Annotated in this window: 16 protein-coding genes; 10 read left to right on the top strand and 6 right to left on the bottom strand. The window is 35.7% G+C overall.

What is annotated here, in order from left to right:
- The first annotated feature begins 200 nt into the window (after nucleotides 1–200).
- From M2306_RS02775 to M2306_RS02760, 4 genes are all read left to right on the top strand, one after another.
- Nucleotides 201–548: a CidA/LrgA family protein gene (locus tag M2306_RS02775; protein ID WP_002985890.1), complete on the top strand. Its 348-nt coding sequence runs from the start codon at nucleotides 201–203 to the stop codon at nucleotides 546–548.
- A complete protein-coding gene (locus M2306_RS02770; protein ID WP_115090808.1) occupies nucleotides 545–1,246 on the top strand; it encodes an LrgB family protein in 702 nt (233 codons plus the stop codon). Before M2306_RS02775 ends, M2306_RS02770 begins: the two co-directional genes overlap by 4 nt.
- 209 nt (nucleotides 1,247–1,455) lie before the next feature.
- A complete protein-coding gene (locus tag M2306_RS02765; RefSeq protein WP_115090809.1) occupies nucleotides 1,456–3,735 on the top strand; it encodes an FUSC family protein in 2,280 nt (759 codons plus the stop codon).
- Between the two features lie 218 nt (nucleotides 3,736–3,953).
- Nucleotides 3,954–5,729, top strand: a complete 1,776-nt coding sequence (locus M2306_RS02760; RefSeq protein WP_115090810.1) for an AMP-dependent synthetase/ligase — start codon at nucleotides 3,954–3,956, stop codon at nucleotides 5,727–5,729.
- A 197-nt stretch (nucleotides 5,730–5,926) separates the two neighbouring features.
- Here the strand turns inward: M2306_RS02760 and M2306_RS02755 are convergent, their stop codons facing one another.
- The 5 genes from M2306_RS02755 to M2306_RS02735 all read right to left on the bottom strand — a co-directional run bounded on the left by M2306_RS02755 (nucleotide 5,927) and on the right by M2306_RS02735 (nucleotide 10,933).
- The gene (locus tag M2306_RS02755; protein WP_259187899.1) at nucleotides 5,927–6,454 is read right to left on the bottom strand and encodes a DinB family protein; all 528 of its coding nucleotides are present in this window, start codon (nucleotides 6,452–6,454) and stop codon (nucleotides 5,927–5,929) included.
- Nucleotides 6,455–6,561: 107 nt separating this feature from the next.
- Nucleotides 6,562–7,359 carry a class I SAM-dependent methyltransferase gene (locus M2306_RS02750; RefSeq protein ID WP_259187898.1) on the bottom strand — a complete coding sequence of 266 codons (798 nt, stop codon included), beginning with the start codon at nucleotides 7,357–7,359 and terminating at the stop codon, nucleotides 6,562–6,564.
- Between the two features lie 100 nt (nucleotides 7,360–7,459).
- Nucleotides 7,460–9,646, bottom strand: a complete 2,187-nt coding sequence (locus tag M2306_RS02745) for a S41 family peptidase (RefSeq protein WP_259187897.1) — start codon at nucleotides 9,644–9,646, stop codon at nucleotides 7,460–7,462.
- Nucleotides 9,647–9,805: 159 nt separating this feature from the next.
- Nucleotides 9,806–10,207, bottom strand: coding sequence for a DoxX family protein (locus M2306_RS02740; protein WP_115090814.1), 402 nt, complete (start codon nucleotides 10,205–10,207; stop codon nucleotides 9,806–9,808).
- 18 nt (nucleotides 10,208–10,225) lie between these two features.
- Complete coding sequence (locus tag M2306_RS02735) at nucleotides 10,226–10,933, bottom strand: SDR family oxidoreductase (RefSeq protein ID WP_115090815.1); 708 nt, start codon at nucleotides 10,931–10,933, stop codon at nucleotides 10,226–10,228.
- Between the two features lie 294 nt (nucleotides 10,934–11,227).
- Between M2306_RS02735 and M2306_RS02730 the strand changes: the two genes are divergently transcribed.
- The 6 genes from M2306_RS02730 (at nucleotide 11,228) to M2306_RS02705 (ending at nucleotide 16,118) form a co-directional block, all read left to right on the top strand.
- Complete coding sequence (locus M2306_RS02730) at nucleotides 11,228–12,286, top strand: 3-oxoacyl-ACP synthase III family protein (protein ID WP_259187896.1); 1,059 nt, start codon at nucleotides 11,228–11,230, stop codon at nucleotides 12,284–12,286.
- Between the two features lie 342 nt (nucleotides 12,287–12,628).
- Nucleotides 12,629–13,618, top strand: a complete 990-nt coding sequence (locus M2306_RS02725) for a DUF2135 domain-containing protein (protein ID WP_259187895.1) — start codon at nucleotides 12,629–12,631, stop codon at nucleotides 13,616–13,618.
- A 253-nt stretch (nucleotides 13,619–13,871) separates the two neighbouring features.
- Nucleotides 13,872–14,684 carry an N-acetylmuramic acid 6-phosphate etherase gene (murQ, locus tag M2306_RS02720; protein ID WP_259187894.1) on the top strand — a complete coding sequence of 271 codons (813 nt, stop codon included), beginning with the start codon at nucleotides 13,872–13,874 and terminating at the stop codon, nucleotides 14,682–14,684.
- A gap of 5 nt (nucleotides 14,685–14,689) precedes the next feature.
- The gene (locus tag M2306_RS02715) at nucleotides 14,690–14,920 is read left to right on the top strand and encodes a DUF6095 family protein (RefSeq protein ID WP_060873297.1); all 231 of its coding nucleotides are present in this window, start codon (nucleotides 14,690–14,692) and stop codon (nucleotides 14,918–14,920) included.
- Nucleotides 14,921–14,927: 7 nt separating this feature from the next.
- Complete coding sequence (locus M2306_RS02710) at nucleotides 14,928–15,311, top strand: hypothetical protein (protein WP_002985915.1); 384 nt, start codon at nucleotides 14,928–14,930, stop codon at nucleotides 15,309–15,311.
- Between the two features lie 12 nt (nucleotides 15,312–15,323).
- The gene (locus M2306_RS02705; RefSeq protein ID WP_115090818.1) at nucleotides 15,324–16,118 is read left to right on the top strand and encodes a TerC family protein; all 795 of its coding nucleotides are present in this window, start codon (nucleotides 15,324–15,326) and stop codon (nucleotides 16,116–16,118) included.
- Nucleotides 16,119–16,198: 80 nt separating this feature from the next.
- Here the strand turns inward: M2306_RS02705 and M2306_RS02700 are convergent, their stop codons facing one another.
- Entirely contained in the window at nucleotides 16,199–16,891 is a 693-nt protein-coding gene (locus M2306_RS02700; protein WP_115090819.1) for a TrmH family RNA methyltransferase, read from the bottom strand.
- Nucleotides 16,892–16,907: the final 16 nt, after the last annotated feature.

Genomic DNA, 16,907 nt, shown 5'->3' with positions numbered 1-16,907 from the left:
TAAACTGCGTCGTATCTTTCAATCCCTTACGGCAATCGCCTGAAATTTGCAAAGAAAAATTTCCTTTTTACCCGATAAAAATGGAGTGTTCCTCTTAATTTTATTCCTAAAAATTAACGCTATTCAGTATAAAATTCTAGTTGATTTCCGAGGCTGCTCCCAAACACTTTTAGTAATTTTGTCTAAAATTTACATCCAAAATGAACGTAGTCAAACAAGTCGCAGTCATTTTTGGCTGCCTTGCCTTTGGTGAATTAATCATTTACCTCACAGACATCAAGCTTCCTTCTAGTATTATTGGTCTCCTTACTTTGTGGATCTTATTGCAAACAAAAGTGGTACAAGTACACACTATTCAAGACATTTCGGGTTTTCTTATGCGCAATATGGGTATCTTCTTTGTTCCGCCTTGTGTAGCCATGCTCAATTATTTTGACTTACTACAAGCCTCTTTTGTTCCTCTTGTAGTAGCGACTTTACTCAGTACAGTTCTCGTTGTTTTTATTACGGGATTAACTCACCAACTTTTGAGAAAACTAAAAAAATGAGCTTCTTATCTAACCCAACATTTTTACTCTTTTTGGTTGTAGCCTTTTATGCCTTAGGTCTTACACTAACGGAGAAATACAAATGGATTATTTTTAATCCCATTATTCTATCTACAGCCATTCTCATTGCGTATTTGGTTCTGCTAGAAATTCCCTACGAAAACTTTAGTCAAGCCGGGCAATACATTGACTTTTTCTTAAAGCCATCCATTGTAGCCTTAGCCATCCCTTTATATCTTCAATGGCCGGTAATCAAAAAACAGCTCTTCCCTATTGTTCTCAGTCAATTTGCTGGTTGCGTAACAGGGGTTGTTTCTGTTGTACTGTTAGCTCATTGGACAGGTGCAGAACGCGAAATTATTTATTCTCTTGTGCCTAAATCTGTCAGCACGCCGATTGCACTTGAAATTTCCAAAACAGTACATGGTATTCCTTCCATCACAGCAGCGGCTGTTATGATTGCGGGAATATTTGGTAGTATGGTTGGTTTTCAGGTCCTTCGCCTTACACACATCAACAATCCGATGTCTCAAGGTATTGCCCTAGGAACTTCTTCCCATGCTATGGGAACGATGAAAGCGATGGAAATCAGTAATAAATACGGTGCTTTTGCCAGTGTTGGAATGATCTTCAACGGGATTCTAACTGCGATTTTAGCCCCCATCATTTTATCACTTTTACTCCCTTTACTCAATTAAGTTGCTTTAGTTTTAAATTATTATTAAATTCAAAGCAGGAAATCCAATACAATCAAGCATTTTGAGTAACTTTATAGAAAATAATGCTACTGTAAAAAAAAATTATGCGAGAAATTAACTTGTACCATATTATTCCATAGATAGTATGCCAGACAAAACAAAAAATTGCAGATAAAAAAAAGAAAAACTAAATCTAAGCCACTGAAAATATGCTTCAAAAAGCAAGAAAATACACTGATAATACCCATTTAGCAGATTCGTTAAAAATCACCATTTCGGGAGTAATTCCCTTCTTATTTTTTATGCCAAGTCAACAATTCGATTGGGCATTTGCTATGGCTGTTGGTGCTTTACTAACGGCTCCTGTCGATATTCCTAGTAACCTCAAGGATAAAATTAACGGTATCTTAGTTGGAGCATTACTTGTTCCCTTCGTTACCTTGCTCTTATCCTTAACCCAAGGGAATTGGTACTTTTATCCTGTTTTCATCTTTATTATTTTTAGTTTAGGGATGATTTCAGTCTATGGGCATCGAGCCAATCTACTATCCTTCAGTGGATTATTAGCTGCCAGTTTAGGATTGGCACACAGTTATGTCGGTAAAGATTTATGGATCCATGCTTTACTCCTACTTCTGGGAGGTTTACTCTATTTAGTTGTTTCCCTTGCGTTTTATTTCATACGACCTCGTCGTTATGGAGTTTTACAAACGTCAGAGTGTATGGATTTAACTGCAGAATACCTTAAATACCGCGCGCAGTTATGGACTCCAGGGGTCAATGCAGATAAAATTGTTGAAGAACAACTCAACATTCAAATTAAACTCAATGATGTACACGAAAATCTTCGTGAATTTCTTGTACTCAATAAAGCTAATACAGGAAACTCCTCGAATAACAGACGTTTACTTGTAGCTTTCTCCACCTTAGTTGAAATATTAGAAATTGCCGTTTCTACTTCTTTCGACCATAAAGAACTGCACGAACTCTTAGATGAGGATGATCCGACAATTATTCGCGATTACCAATCTTTAGCAGAAGATTTTGCTGCTGCTATTAAGGACATTGGGGATTCCCTCAATATGGGATTGAATTACAAGCCTAAATACGATTTTGATCGCAAATTAATCGCCTTACAAGAGAAACTGACTGCCTTTATTGCGGATAGTAAATCTCCAAAAAAAGTAGAAGCAGTGCTCTCTTTTTCCAATGTCTTGCACTATGCGCAAAGCCAGATTGATAAAATTCACATCTTAGAGCGCATCTTAACCGAAAAGACATTTAGTGATAATGTAGAAGATCGCTTTAAAGAGTTAGAAAAATTCTTAACTCCAGTACATTATCGTTGGGAAACACTTGTTGTCAACCTAAACTTTACGTCTACAATTTTTAGACATGCTACACGTTTAACCTTGACTATTTTAATCGGATTGATCATCAGTAATATCTTCAATCTACTTAATGGATATTGGATTTTACTAACGATTGTCGTGATTATGCGACCAGGTTATGGATTGACAAAAACGCGTTCCTTTGAGCGTGTAATTGGTACAATATTAGGAGGATTGATTGCCTTTGGTTTGTTGTTTATCCTTCAGGATAACCATACGCTTATTGCCTATTTAACCATCTTGACGATGATTTTAGGCTACTGGTTTTCTCATACGGATTACAAAGTAGGGGTGACATTCATTACGATGTATGTCGTATTGATCTATGCAATCCTGACGCCTAATTTCATGGACTTGTTGATTTATCGCGTTATTGATACCTTGATTGGTGCACTATTGGCCTTGGCTGCAAACTATGTACTATGGCCGTCTTGGGAGTTCCTCAATGTCAATGTACACTTGTCTAAATCCATTCAAGCCAACCAACAATACGTGAAGGAAATCAAGGAAATTTACAACCAAAAGAGCGAGCCTACTTTATCGTATAAATTGGCTCGTAAATATGCCTTTATCGAAATTGGAAACTTAATGGCTTCTTTTCAACGCATGATTCAGGAACCAAAATCCAAACAGCGTTTGCGTTCCGAAATTTATGAATTAGCCGTATTGAATCATACCTTCTTATCGACAGCAGCTTCTATTGGTGTGTATGTGCAGTCTCGTCATACCACCAAAGCCTCAGAATCGTTTAATTTGGTGATGGATTATATTGACAAGAACTTACAGTTAACCCATAACTTGCTTAACAATACTCCTACAGAAGAGGACTTAATCACAGCAGAAGATCAGGAAAGCTATCGTGTAAGCATGAGTTATTTACAAAATGTTAGAGAATACGAGTTGAAAAAATCCTATACAGACGATACCCAAATTAAAAACTTAATGGAAGAATCTGCCATGGTAATTCAACAGTTGACGTGGTTGGCCCATCTATCTGAAAAAATATTAAAAATAAGTAAGGTAATTCGAGATAAGAGAGAAGAAATGCAGCAGAAAAAGCTCGTTTTAAATCCAACAATATTATTTAAAAAAGGGTAAATTTTCTTTTTTATTAGTTCTGTAAAAAGAGGTGTTTTTTGTGTTTTAAATCATTTTTAAATGCAATAAAACACCTCTTTTTATTGTGAATATTCAACATAAATCAACCATCCATTAGCAGATTTACTTCTATTTTTTTAAAAGTCAACAACTTTGACCTACTTTGTATCAAATTCCCTTTTTTTTTCGTATTTTGCATTAACTAATTAATTACGACGATGATGAATCCAACTAGACTTTTTGATATACCTTATTTCCAACATGAACATTTTCCTTTGGAAGATGCGCTGGTAACCAAAGTTAACGGTGTTTGGGAAAAGACGTCATCCGCCAGTTACCTTCAAAAGGCCAATGCTTTATCTAGAGCTCTTTTGAGATTAGGTGTTCAACCCAATGATAAAATCGCAGTTATCTCTAGTAACAACCAAACCAAATGGAATCTATTGGATATTGGTATTCTACAGATTGGTGCTCAAAATATTCCTATTTACCCAACGATTGCTCCGGAGGACTATCACTTCATTTTAGGTCATTCTGAAGCTACCTATTGCGTAGTATCGGATCAGGAAATCTACGATAAATTAATGTCTGTTATTGATCAATTACCTTTGATCAAAGCAGTCTATTCTTTTGATACTATTGCTGGATGTAAAAATCTCGATGAATTATTTGAATTAGGAGCAGATGAATCCAATCAAGAAGTAGTAGAACAACGCAAGGCAGCAGTAACCCCTGATGACTTAGCAACTTTAATTTATACCTCTGGAACAACGGGAAAACCCAAAGGAGTTATGCTTTCACACAACAATATCCTTTCCAATGTGTTAGGTAGTAGTGAGCGTGTACCTTTCACCAGAGAACAACACTTCAAAGCATTAAGTTTCTTGCCTTTATGTCACGTTTTTGAGCGTATGTTGATCTATTTGTATCAATATAGTGGTGTAGGTATTTACTATGCTGAATCCATTGATAAAATGGGTGAGAATATGAAAGAAGTGAAACCTAATGTAATGACTGTTGTACCTCGTCTTTTAGAGAAAGTGTACGACAAGATTTTTGCAACAGGTTCTGCATTAACAGGCATAAAAAAGAGTATTTTCTTCTGGGCTTTAGAGCTTGGATTCAAATACCAACCTTATAACCGCGGGTTCTTTTACAATTTACAATTGGGTATCGCCCGTAAATTAGTATTCAAGAAATGGCAAGAAGCCTTGGGCGGAGAGATGAAGATCATCGTTTCGGGAAGTGCTGCTTTACAACCTCGTTTATCTCGTGTATTTAATGCTGCCGGAATTCCTGTAATGGAAGGATATGGATTAACAGAAACCTCTCCTGTGATTGCAGTAAATGACGAGCGAAACAAATCCATGAAAATTGGAACTGTTGGAAAACCGTTAAGCAATGTAGTCGTTAAAATCGCAGAAGATGGCGAAATTCTATGTAAAGGACCTAATGTTATGTTAGGGTATTACAAAGATGAAGAACGCACCAAAGAGGAGTTAAAAGACGGATATTTCCATACGGGTGATATTGGAACCATTGATGAAGAAGGATTCTTGAAGATTACCGATCGTAAAAAAGAAATGTTCAAAACCTCTGGAGGGAAATATGTAGCACCACAAATCATTGAAAACACCTTGAAACAATCGCGTTTCATCGAGCAAATCATGGTTATTGGAGAAGGAGAAAAAATGCCAGCAGCGTTGATTCAGCCAAACTTTGAGTTTGTAAGAGAATGGGCGAAACGCAAAAATATTGCATTGGGGAATACCAATGAAGAGTTGATCCAAAATGAACAAGTACGTCAACGTATCGAGAAAGAAGTAGAATTTGTAAACCGTAAATTTGGTAAGTGGGAACAAGTGAAAAAATTCGAATTGACACCAGATGTATGGAGTATTGACAATGGACAATTAACCCCTACGTTAAAATTAAAACGAAGAGTTATTTTGGAAATTTACAAAGATCTATACGAAAAGATTTATAGAGAATAATAAAAAAGGAAGCCAATGGCTTCCTTTTTTATTATATCGTTTTTATATCGTTTAATATATAGATTCGAATGCCCTTACTAAGGTTTACCGTCTAAAACAGCAACTGTAAACCGTTAACTTTCCTCTGTAAACCATCAACCGTCCACCATCAACCGTCCACCATCAACCGTCCACCATCAACCGTCCACCGTTAACTGCTAACCGTTAACTGCTAACTGTAAACCATTATAATGATGTTCTACATGATAACTTGCATTATAAGCCATTTCTTTCAGCGTAATCAATCCCAATAAAGGATGAGGGATTTGCAAGCTCTCAAAATCAGCTTTTGCTAATCTTAAAATAGCTGCATTGTATTGTGAGATTAACGCCATCAATTGTTCCATTAGCTCTTCTTTAGATTCCGTAATTTCCTCTTGAGGAACAAATGGTTCAGGCGCCTTCCCTCCTTCTTTCAATTTCACTAAATATGCCGCCTTTAGCTCCTCATAAGTTTGGTTGCGTCGTTCTACACGTCCAAATTTTGCCTCAATAGCCGTTTCTGGTAACGTATAAACATAAACCAAGGGTTGTACTGCTAAAACCAAATGTTTTAAATGCTGGGCTGCATTCCACTTTCCTGGTGAAGGGTGAAAGCGATACGCTTCCTCGGATAGTTGATGGATACGCTGTACAAATTCACTGTATTTTTCAACTAGTTCTTTCGTTATATCTACCTGATTCATATACTTTTATTTCGTTTTTTTGTTGGTTCCTTAAATGTAAAAAAAATAGGAACGAATTGCAATTCGCTCCTATTTTATCTTATTTTATTATCCTTATTTTCTTACTCTTACAATTGAGCTACAATAGAATACACCATTGGAATTTTATTATCCAAGTGTTTGATGCGGTATTTATTCGGTTCAAATTCAACCGTATGTTGAAAACAAGCATAGGGAGAATAATCAAATTCTTCAAAGCCCTGAATCGTTAATTTATTTTGAATTAGACTCGTCATCACCTCACTCAAACTATGATTCCAACAAACATACGACTGCGAAATATCCGCTGCTTTATCTGCATAGGTTCCACTTTCCGTTTCTACAATAGCAGCAGCATTAAAGTAATTGTATCCTACCTTCGTGAAGTCATCATCAAACATCCATACCACAGGATGAAATTCAACAAATACTAAATGTCCACCTGGTTTTAAAAAAGTAGCAACAACATTGGCCCATTTATCCATATCAGGCAACCATCCAATCACGCCATAACTCGTATAGACAATATCAAATTTTTCGTTTAAATGATTAGGTAAATCATATATATCACAACATACGAATTGAGCCGTTGACCCAGTTTCTTCTGCTAATTCTTTTGCTTTTTTAATGGCTTCATCTGATAAATCAACACCCGTTACTTCAGCGCCTAGTCGACTTAAAGAGATGGTATCTTGACCAAAATGGCACTGCAAATGCAAGATTTTCTTGCCTTTAATATCGCCTAATAAATTGAGTTCGATTTCATTTAAAGAACTCTTTCCTTTTTTGAATCCCTCTACATCATAAAAATCGGATTGAATATGTGTCTCCGTGCGATTATTCCATGAGTTTCGATTGATTTCTATATAATTTAATTTTGGTTTCATTTTTGTATATTTCTATAATTTTGTGATAAAAATAATCTATTATTTATTTCCCTCAACGAAGTAGATCAAAAAAGGTAAAAAAAACCAACACATTCATCTACTATAAGGTTCCTTTAATCACCTTCACTCCTGTTTCCAAGAATGTATCCACATTATTGCGTACATCGTGTATCGTTTTTAGTATATCTAAATTGGGTACAATACCAATACGTTGCGTTTCCTTACCATCAGGATAATATACACCTAAGCCCGAAATATAAGTCCCTAGCCCTCCAGGGAATGAAATAGATGATACATTTCCATCTGCACCTGCGGTTTGACTCCCGACTAACGTTACTCGATCACCGACTTTAAAGGCCATCGCAGTATACTCTGCTGAACTTTGGGTACGTTCATCTACTAAAACAACTACTTGTCCTTGATAGGGTTCTCCATCGGGTTCAATTACCTGAAAAACACGATCAAATACAATTTCTCCTGGATTCTTGTAATTTGGTTTAGAAAACCTCGCAAAAGCTTTAGTTTCAGAAACAAAGAAGTTTCCTAAAGTAAAGGGTACAAAAGCAGATGGATAATTGCGAATATCAATTATAATTCCTTCCGTATTTCGGAATGTATCTTTAATTTTCTGAACGTCACCATCCTGAATATTGCCAAGTGTAACATACCCAATATTATCCTCTAAAAAGCGATAACTTGGTTCTCCTTTCAAGGGCTTAAACCAGCCGTAAGACTTGAGCTCACTTTTCGGATACATCTTTATTGTGGCGTGTTGCTCTTTATAGCTGCGATCCAAATAGGTAATTTCAACCTCTTCTTCATTCGTTCTCAAAATATTAAACAAACTAATATCTCTCAGTTGAGCACTGCAATTAGATCCTGGGTGATACGGAGAAATACGATCTAAAATTTGTTCGATACGCTCTTGATTAATATGGGTTATGATGTCCCCTTTCTCCAATTTAATATCCGTTATTAATTCGGGATTGTAAATATCTGTCACCACTAATTGGTTTAAAATAAATTCCACGCGAAATGGAGCATATCGATTTCCTTTCTTTTGATTCAAGGCTTTACTTCCTTGCCATAAATCTGTGTGAGAATCATTTACCTCCGCAATCAACTGTAGAACAGCTGTTTCATAAGCTAAGCGATCTGAAGCTTCAAGAAATGGACGAATATGCATAGCCAAAACATCTTCCCAATTGGTATCTGTTAAGTGGCGATTCGGCATATAATACTGCATCACATTCCAAAAGCGATATAACCCCATTAAGCGAAAGCCTGCATCGGGTAATTCCCTATTTTCATATGCTTCCTCATTGGTAAAAACAGCATTGCCTATACCAGGAGCTTCACTGACATAGTAATGTCTGTCTTGGTTTCGATTTTTATAAATGTACTTTATTTTGTGCTGAAGTTCGTCTGAAAGTGCATACGTAGTCATCCAATCTAAATTCGGTTTTAAAATAGCATCACTATCGGTGTCCTCACAGGTTTCACATAACTTTACCATGCCCAACTGATCTATCCATTTCAACAGCAAGGCATCGCGTTCTGTTTTGGATGTAACTGCTAGGTACTCGGGTAAAAGACGAAAGAGTTCATAATCCCAATTATACTTTCCTTCAGCAATAGCAGGGTGATGGTATTTTAAGAATCCCCACACTCTTCCTAATAAAGCGAGGTTAGTAATGTGATCGGTTTGTAAGGTTGGAAATACAACAGAAGATCCTTGATCAAATGCTTTGTCTTGTTTTGCTGGAAAATTGATCTCTGCGACTTTTGCTTTTGAAACATCTTGACCGTCAATGGTTACTTTAAAATCATCCAACCACATAACTCCATAGCCAGCCGTTTGGATTGCAATGACCATTTGTTGGGCTTGTTCTTGTCTAAGGTTGACCGCAATTTCAAATTTTTGCCATTCATTGGTTCCTGTAATCAATTCAGATAACTTGACAAAATCCAACATGGGATCGATGCGTATCACAGGAGTAACTTGAAACGTTTCATCTCCAACTGTCCTGATATAACCCGAGAAAACTAACTTTTTCCCGCTGTAATTTGGCAATATTTTTGAAACAGAAAACATAGGGTTAACCTCATCCGTTTCATGCATTGCTAGAGCAAAAGAAGATTTTCCTTCTTTGAAAATCTCATGATCTTGAGTAGGTATAAAAAGACTATTTCCCTCAATAATCCACCCTACTGGTTCTTCGTCTTTAAACGTTTCAAAATTATAATTTGCAGGTACTTCTTGAGCTATACTTGCCCATGATAGCATAGCGCACAAAAATGCGGGATACAGTTTCTTCTTTAGCGTAAACAAAATTTATATGTTTTAGTTGATGTCCTAAACATACAAAATCTGAATTAATTAAAAGGTGTTTTGTTTGACTGTTTACGGTTGACTGTTAAAGTTAACCGTAAACAGTCAAAAAACTTAAATAAACCATCCTTTTTTGCCTTTGTATAAACGATAAGAACCGGGTCCAATCATAGCGATTGCCAATGCTCCTACTAAATACAACACATTGAGTTCCGCTCCGATTCCGCCAGTGGCAGCACTAAGGGCAAATGATCCACCTCCTTTTACTAAAACCATAGACATGACCATAGTAAAAGCGATTAATACACCAGACAAACGGGTAAACACGCCTACAATCAGGAGAATAGGTGCAATAATTTCTCCTACAGGAACACCTAACCACAACCAAGTAGGATATCCTTTGGCTGCTAATTGTTCAATGATCATATCGTGTCCGTGGATAATTTTGTGAATCCCATGAAAAATCATCAATCCCCCTACTCCTAATCGTAAAATAAATTTTCCTAAATCTTGCATATTCTTTTTCTATATGGGTTAACTTGTTTTTAAAGGTCTAATTTCAATCTTACTTGGTAAAGCACGTGGGTTCATTTTCAATAAATCAACTACTAATTCTCCAATATCTTCTGGTTGAATTTTCCATGCGTCTTTTTCATTGGGTTCATGGTTATTAAAATGACTCGTCACAGAACCAGGTAAAATAGTCGTTACTTTTACATCATGTGCTCTCAAATCAAGCATAGCTGCTTGTGTGAATCCTACCACACCAAATTTACTTGCATTGTATCCACTTCCTGTGGCGAAGAAATTAATCCCTGCTAAACTCGCTACACTGATGTAATATCCTTTGTTTTGTTTCAATTGAGCTACACTTGCTTTCAACGTATGAAAAACTCCTGTTAGATTCGTGTCTATCATGGTATTCCAATCTTCAATCGACAGCTCTTCAATCGAAGCAAAAATACCTACACCTGCATTGGCAATCACCACATCTAAACGTCCAAATTTTTCAACAATCTTAGCTACGGCTTGTACTTCATCTTCATATTGTGTTACATTAGAAGCAAGGGCTAAAACTTGATCCGTTGTTCCCAATTCACGAGCTATTCGCTCTACTTCTTCTAAAGAACGACCTGAAATAGCCACTCGATATCCCGCTGCTAGTAATGCTTGTGCAATTCCTTTTCCTATACCTTTTGTACCTCCTGTAATATAAGCTACTTGCTCTTGTTTTGTTGCCATACTCCTCTTTAACTTTTAATTTTCACTAAATTAAAGAATTAAAAATACTTTTTCACTTATTATAGATTAATATATTAAAGAATAGAAAGCAATAACCATCACGAATCAAACGTTGTATATCTTATATCCTTCTCATTAACTGAATTTAAGCTATATTATGTATAATTTCACTTTTATTTAAGTGCTTGAAACAGGAGGTTTCTGTACCTTAGTAGTACAAATTATCTAAACTAATTCATCTAATCTCGGAGTAATTACAATACTATTCTTAATTACTTCAAAAAACGTTAAATTATGGCTGTTAAAATAAAAGGTTCAGGGAGTTATATTCCGACACAAGTTGTGACCAACAACGATTTTCATCAGTTCGACTTTCGCGATGAAAACGGTCAACCTTTGAAAGATTCCAACGAAAGAGTGGCAAAGAAACTGGAGCAAATTACAGGTATCCAGGAAAGACGCTATATCACTTCCAACTTAACAACCACAGATATTGGTACCCTTGCTGCGCAACGTGCCATTGAAAATGCACAAATAGACATTGAAAAATTAGATTATATCATCTTTGCACACAATTTTGGGGACATGAAATACGGTACTGATCAATCAGATCTTGTTCCCAGTTTAGCTGCACGTGTGAAGCACAACCTCAAAATTCAAAACCCTAGTTGCGTTGCTTATGACGTGCTTTTTGGATGTCCAGGTTGGTTACAAGGTGTCATTCAAGCTTATGCTTATATGTCATTAGGTATTGCTAAATACTGTTTGGTTATTGGTGCAGAGACATTATCTCGCGTGATTGATTTACACGATAGGGATTCTATGATTTACGCAGATGGTGCTGGTGCTACAGTTCTAGAGGTAACAGATGAACCGGGGGGAATTATCGCAACAAAAAGCTGTAGTTTCACTGCGGATGAGGCTTATTATATTCACTTTGGTGAATCTTATAAAAAAGAACCACAACAGGATACACGTTACATCAAGATGTTAGGCCGTAAAATCTATGAATTTGCCTTGACAGAAGTACCCAAAGCGATGAAAGCTTGTCTGGATGACAGTGGTGTGGACATTAATCAAATCAAAAAAATCATCATCCATCAAGCCAATGAGAAAATGGATGAGGCTATCGTTAAGCGCTTTTATGAGCTATACGACAAAAGCATGCCTGAACATATTATGCCGATGAATATTCAAAAATTAGGGAATAGCAGCGTAGCTACACTTCCTACATTATATGATATGATTGTCAATAAACAATTGGATAACCACAGTTTCGAAAAAGGGGATTATCTCTTGTTTGCATCTGTTGGAGCAGGAATGAATATTAATGCATTTGTGTATCAGGTGTAAAGGGTAAATAACTTTTATTACAATATAGTAAGGGCGCATAATCATGCGCCCTTTTTTGTACTATTCACTCATTTTTCCAAAACAACCTCATTTTCAACACAATCTGAAAAAACTTTTTTTTAACTTTTTACAAAACAATCTGTTAGCAAAAAACACCTAGCTTTTACATTTATTTCTGTTTTTTACTTTTTAATTGAATTTAAATCAAACAATAACCACTTAAACAAAATATCTTATACTAAAAAGTAATAATTTATTTTATTTTATACATAAAATTATATCTATGTTTGTCCTGAAAAAGAAAAGAAAATACAGTTTTAATTAATATCAAATAAAAAAGCTATGAAAAAGAAATTTTTATTATGCACCCTAGCAGGGTTTTTACTTTTTAGTACAGCATCATGCAGTAGTGATGATTCCAACACAACAGAAATTGAGGAAGTTGAAGTTCCAAATACCCTAAAGGATAAATTCTTTGACATTGAAGGAGCTACTTTCAAGCCAGGAACTATTCAAGGGGGTGAAAAGGATGCTATTAATCAAATTAATGTCAATAATTTCGTTATCAACGGAGGAAAAGCCATTATGACGATTACAAGTACTGCAGAACTTCAATCGATTTTGATTGGTCTAAAAGGACATGATGGTTTTTACGAATTCAAAACGACTAATGAAATTCAAACAAGAGATTTACTATATAGCTACGAGGTAGTTTTAGACTTATCTCAAAAACTAGATTTAGAAGTTTTTGAATTGCAAATTGTAGGCTACATTACAGATGGTACAAGAACAGTAGTTTACTACAGAGAATTCCAATTAATTCCAGCTGGTACGGGTGAATTGCAAATTTCACTATCTTGGGATAAAGAAGATGATGTGGATTTACACTTAGTAAAAAAAGATAGCGATCGTATCTATTATGGAAGTAAACATTTGTATAATTCAGAAGGGATTGAAATTGCTGAATTAGATATTGATTCTAATCCAGGTTGTCAATTGGATGGCATTAAAAACGAAAACATCTATTTTCATCAATTAGAAGATGGTGAATATGCCATTTATGTTGATTTATACAGCAAATGTACGAATGCAGAAGCAGGTAGTAAATATATTGTTAATGTAATAGTTGGAGGTACAAGTATCCGTTTATCTGACCATATGATGGGGAAATTTGCAGATGAAAATCCAGGGAGTGGTAACGACCCTAGCCAACATGTACTTATTGGAGCATTTTCAATTGTTGATGGACAATTTTCATCTGTTGTAGCATCGGAAAGAACGTCATTCACTGATACATTCCGCTTAAACGAAAGATTAGTTTACAAAAAGTAGTACTTCAGTTTCAATATATTACTATAATTCTCCAAGTATAGTAGTACTATTGAATTGAATTTTAAAATATTTGTCTTTAATTTTCAATGATTTACGTCAAACGCCAGTAGAAAATTCTATTTTTCTATTGGCGTTTTTTTGGCTTGATAAACAGAAAATTATATGCTTAAAATAGAAGATGGAATTCCCTTTCAGCCGTATTAAATCTAAACTATTTTGAGTATTTTTGTATCAACCCAAAAAAGCGATACCAGTGGATTTTATCAGAATTACGGAACAATCTTCTACGTATGATCATTTAGAGCAAATGTCTGTTCAAGAACTATTGACGAATATCAACAAAGAGGATCAACTAGTTCCGTTGGCTGTTGAAAAGGCTATTCCTCAGATAGAAGTTGCCGTTCACAAAATTGTGGAGCAACTCAAAAAAGGGGGACGTTTATTTTATCTTGGCGCGGGAACTTCAGGTCGATTAGGGATTTTAGATGCTTCAGAATGTCCACCTACTTATGGTGTTTCTCCTGATTTAGTTATTGGATTAATTGCTGGTGGTGATCATGCTATTCGCCATGCAGTAGAAAATGCAGAAGATAACCCCAATCAAGGATGGCTGGATTTACAAGCTTATCAAATCAACGACAACGATTTCGTTGTTGGGATAGCAGCTTCTGGAACAACCCCCTATGTCATCAAAGCTTTAGAAGCTTGTCAAGCCCATCAAATTCCAACGGCGTGTATTACGTGTAATCCCAATAGTCCATTGAGTCAAGTAGCACAATACCCTATCGAAGTGATTGTTGGTCCAGAATTTGTAACAGGTAGCTCCCGCATGAAAGCTGGAACAGCTCAAAAATTGGTGCTCAATATGATCTCTACTTCTACCATGATTCAATTGGGAAGGGTAAAAGGCAATCGCATGGTAGATATGAAAATGACCAATGCCAAATTAATTCAACGCGGTATTGCCATGTTACAGGAAGAACTACAAGTGAGTAAAGCAGAAGCTACTCAACTATTAAATCAATACAAAAGTGTCCGTTCGGCACTAGATCATTATAAATTATAAACAGTATGGAACCTCAAGGTACAAATCGAAAAGTATTACAAAAAGGAGTTAAATATCTTGCTATTACACTGCCTTTATTGTTTCTTGGCCCCATTGTAATTCACAGCTCGTTAAAAAACCAGGCTAATCCGTTTTTTATTCCAGTCTTTGGATTAGGATGTATCATTTGTTTATCTTCTATGTTTTTACTTTTTAAAGGTATTAACACCATTATGAAATCATTATTTGGGAAATAATTATTCTATGAAAACTAAACTATTCTATCTTTTACCCTGCTTTGCCTTGTTTGCTTCATGCTATCAACAAGAGCGCAATTGCGCAAACTTCCGAACAGGAAAATTTGAGTTTGTTACCGAAATTGACGGTGTTGAAAAAAGATCCACTTTTATTCGTACAGCTGAATATGAAATAGAGGAATTTGAAGGGAGAGTTGACACCTCAAGTATTCGATGGATTAATGATTGTGAATTTATTTTACAAAAGAAAAATCCTAAAAACATGGCAGAGAAAAAAGCAGTGGGTATCAAAATTGTTACAACCGATGGCGATAGTTGCGTTTTTGAATATGGCTTAGTAGGTGACGCGAGAAAAGAGCGCGGAAACCTTAAAAAAATTGGAGAACTATAATCCTATCTCTATATGGAAATTTTTTTAACAGCTGACGCTATCGTAGCGTTTATTACATTAACCTTCTTAGAAATTGTTCTAGGAATTGACAACGTCATTTTTATTTCCATTGTGACGGGGAAACTCCCAGAAGAAAAAAGAAAAAAAGCGACTAAAATCGGTTTATTTTTAGCGATGTTTATGCGAATTGGCTTGCTATTTGCTATCACGTGGCTAATCAAAATGAAAGCAACACTCTTTAGTGTAGACTGGGGTTGGTTCAGTGCTAATTTCAATGGTCAGGCGCTTATTTTATTAGCAGGAGGAATCTTTCTAATTTACAAGTCCACCAAGGAGATACACGAAAAAGTGGCCCATGTTCAGGTAGCAGAAGATGTTAGTTCTACGCCTAATGCCAAGCAAATTGCTACAAAATCATTTGGAAATATTCTCGTTCAAATCTTATTGATTGACTTGATTTTCTCTGTAGATAGTATCCTTACTGCCGTAGGTATGACCAATGGTGTGGAAGGTGCTTTGTACATTATGATTGCAGCAGTAATTGTTTCTGTAGCGGTTATGATGATTTTTGCTGTTCCTGTTGGAACCTTTGTCAACAATAACCCTTCGATTCAAATCTTAGCCCTATCGTTCCTTATTCTAATTGGATTTATGCTTACTACAGAAAGTATGCACTTATCTGACGCGAAATTAGCTGGACAAGATGTGGGTGCTGTTCCGAAAGGATACCTCTACTTTGCTATTGCCTTTTCACTTGTTGTGGAATTTATCAATATGCGAATCAGAAAAAGAGGAAATAAACATTAATGAAATATCAAATATCCTATAAAAAAAAGGTTCAATCTTATCAATAAGATTGAACCTTTTTTTAGGTATATATTTTAAATTTACTCCTCTCTCCTATTACTATTCTCCAAATAGCGTTCAGTCACAAAATCAATATCTTTAATAGATTTCCTAGCCCAATCGATTCGTTTTGCCAATAGTTCTTCTTTGGGCAATTGCCATGGAATTGCTGATTCTCTTAATCGCGTAGATAAACTTTGAATGATTATAGCAGCAGAAACCGAAATATTCAAACTTTCTGTAAACCCGACCATTGGAATCGTAATATAATCATCAGCTTGTTCTATAATTTCAGGTGACAATCCTGATTTTTCTGTACCAAAAAAGATAGCTACCGGTTCTGATAGATCAAATTTATCTAAACTTTGTGCTGTCCCATGCGGTGTTGTAGCGACTATTTTATATCCTTTTGCCTTGATTGCATCAATACTACCTTGTACAGAATTATACCGATGAATATCCACCCATTTCTCTGCTCCAAGTGCGATTTGCTTATCAATTCGCTTACCAAATTTTTGTTCAATAACGTGAAGTCCTTGCACACCAAATACCTCACAACTACGCATAACAGCACTGGTATTATGCAATTGATAAACATCTTCTGCTACAACCGTTATATGGTTGGTTCGATTCGATAAAACTTCTTTGAATCGCTCTACTCGGTTCTCTGTCAAAAAAGTTTCTAAATAAGCTAAGTATTCAACGTCTTGAAATAGCTTGTTTGAAATATTCATTATATCTTTAGTTTTA

Source organism: Myroides gitamensis, assembly GCF_029894455.1.
GTDB classification, from domain to species: domain Bacteria; phylum Bacteroidota; class Bacteroidia; order Flavobacteriales; family Flavobacteriaceae; genus Flavobacterium; species Flavobacterium odoratum.
The sequence above is the reverse complement of the archived record's forward strand: the minus strand, read 5'-3'. Positions and strand labels throughout refer to the sequence as shown.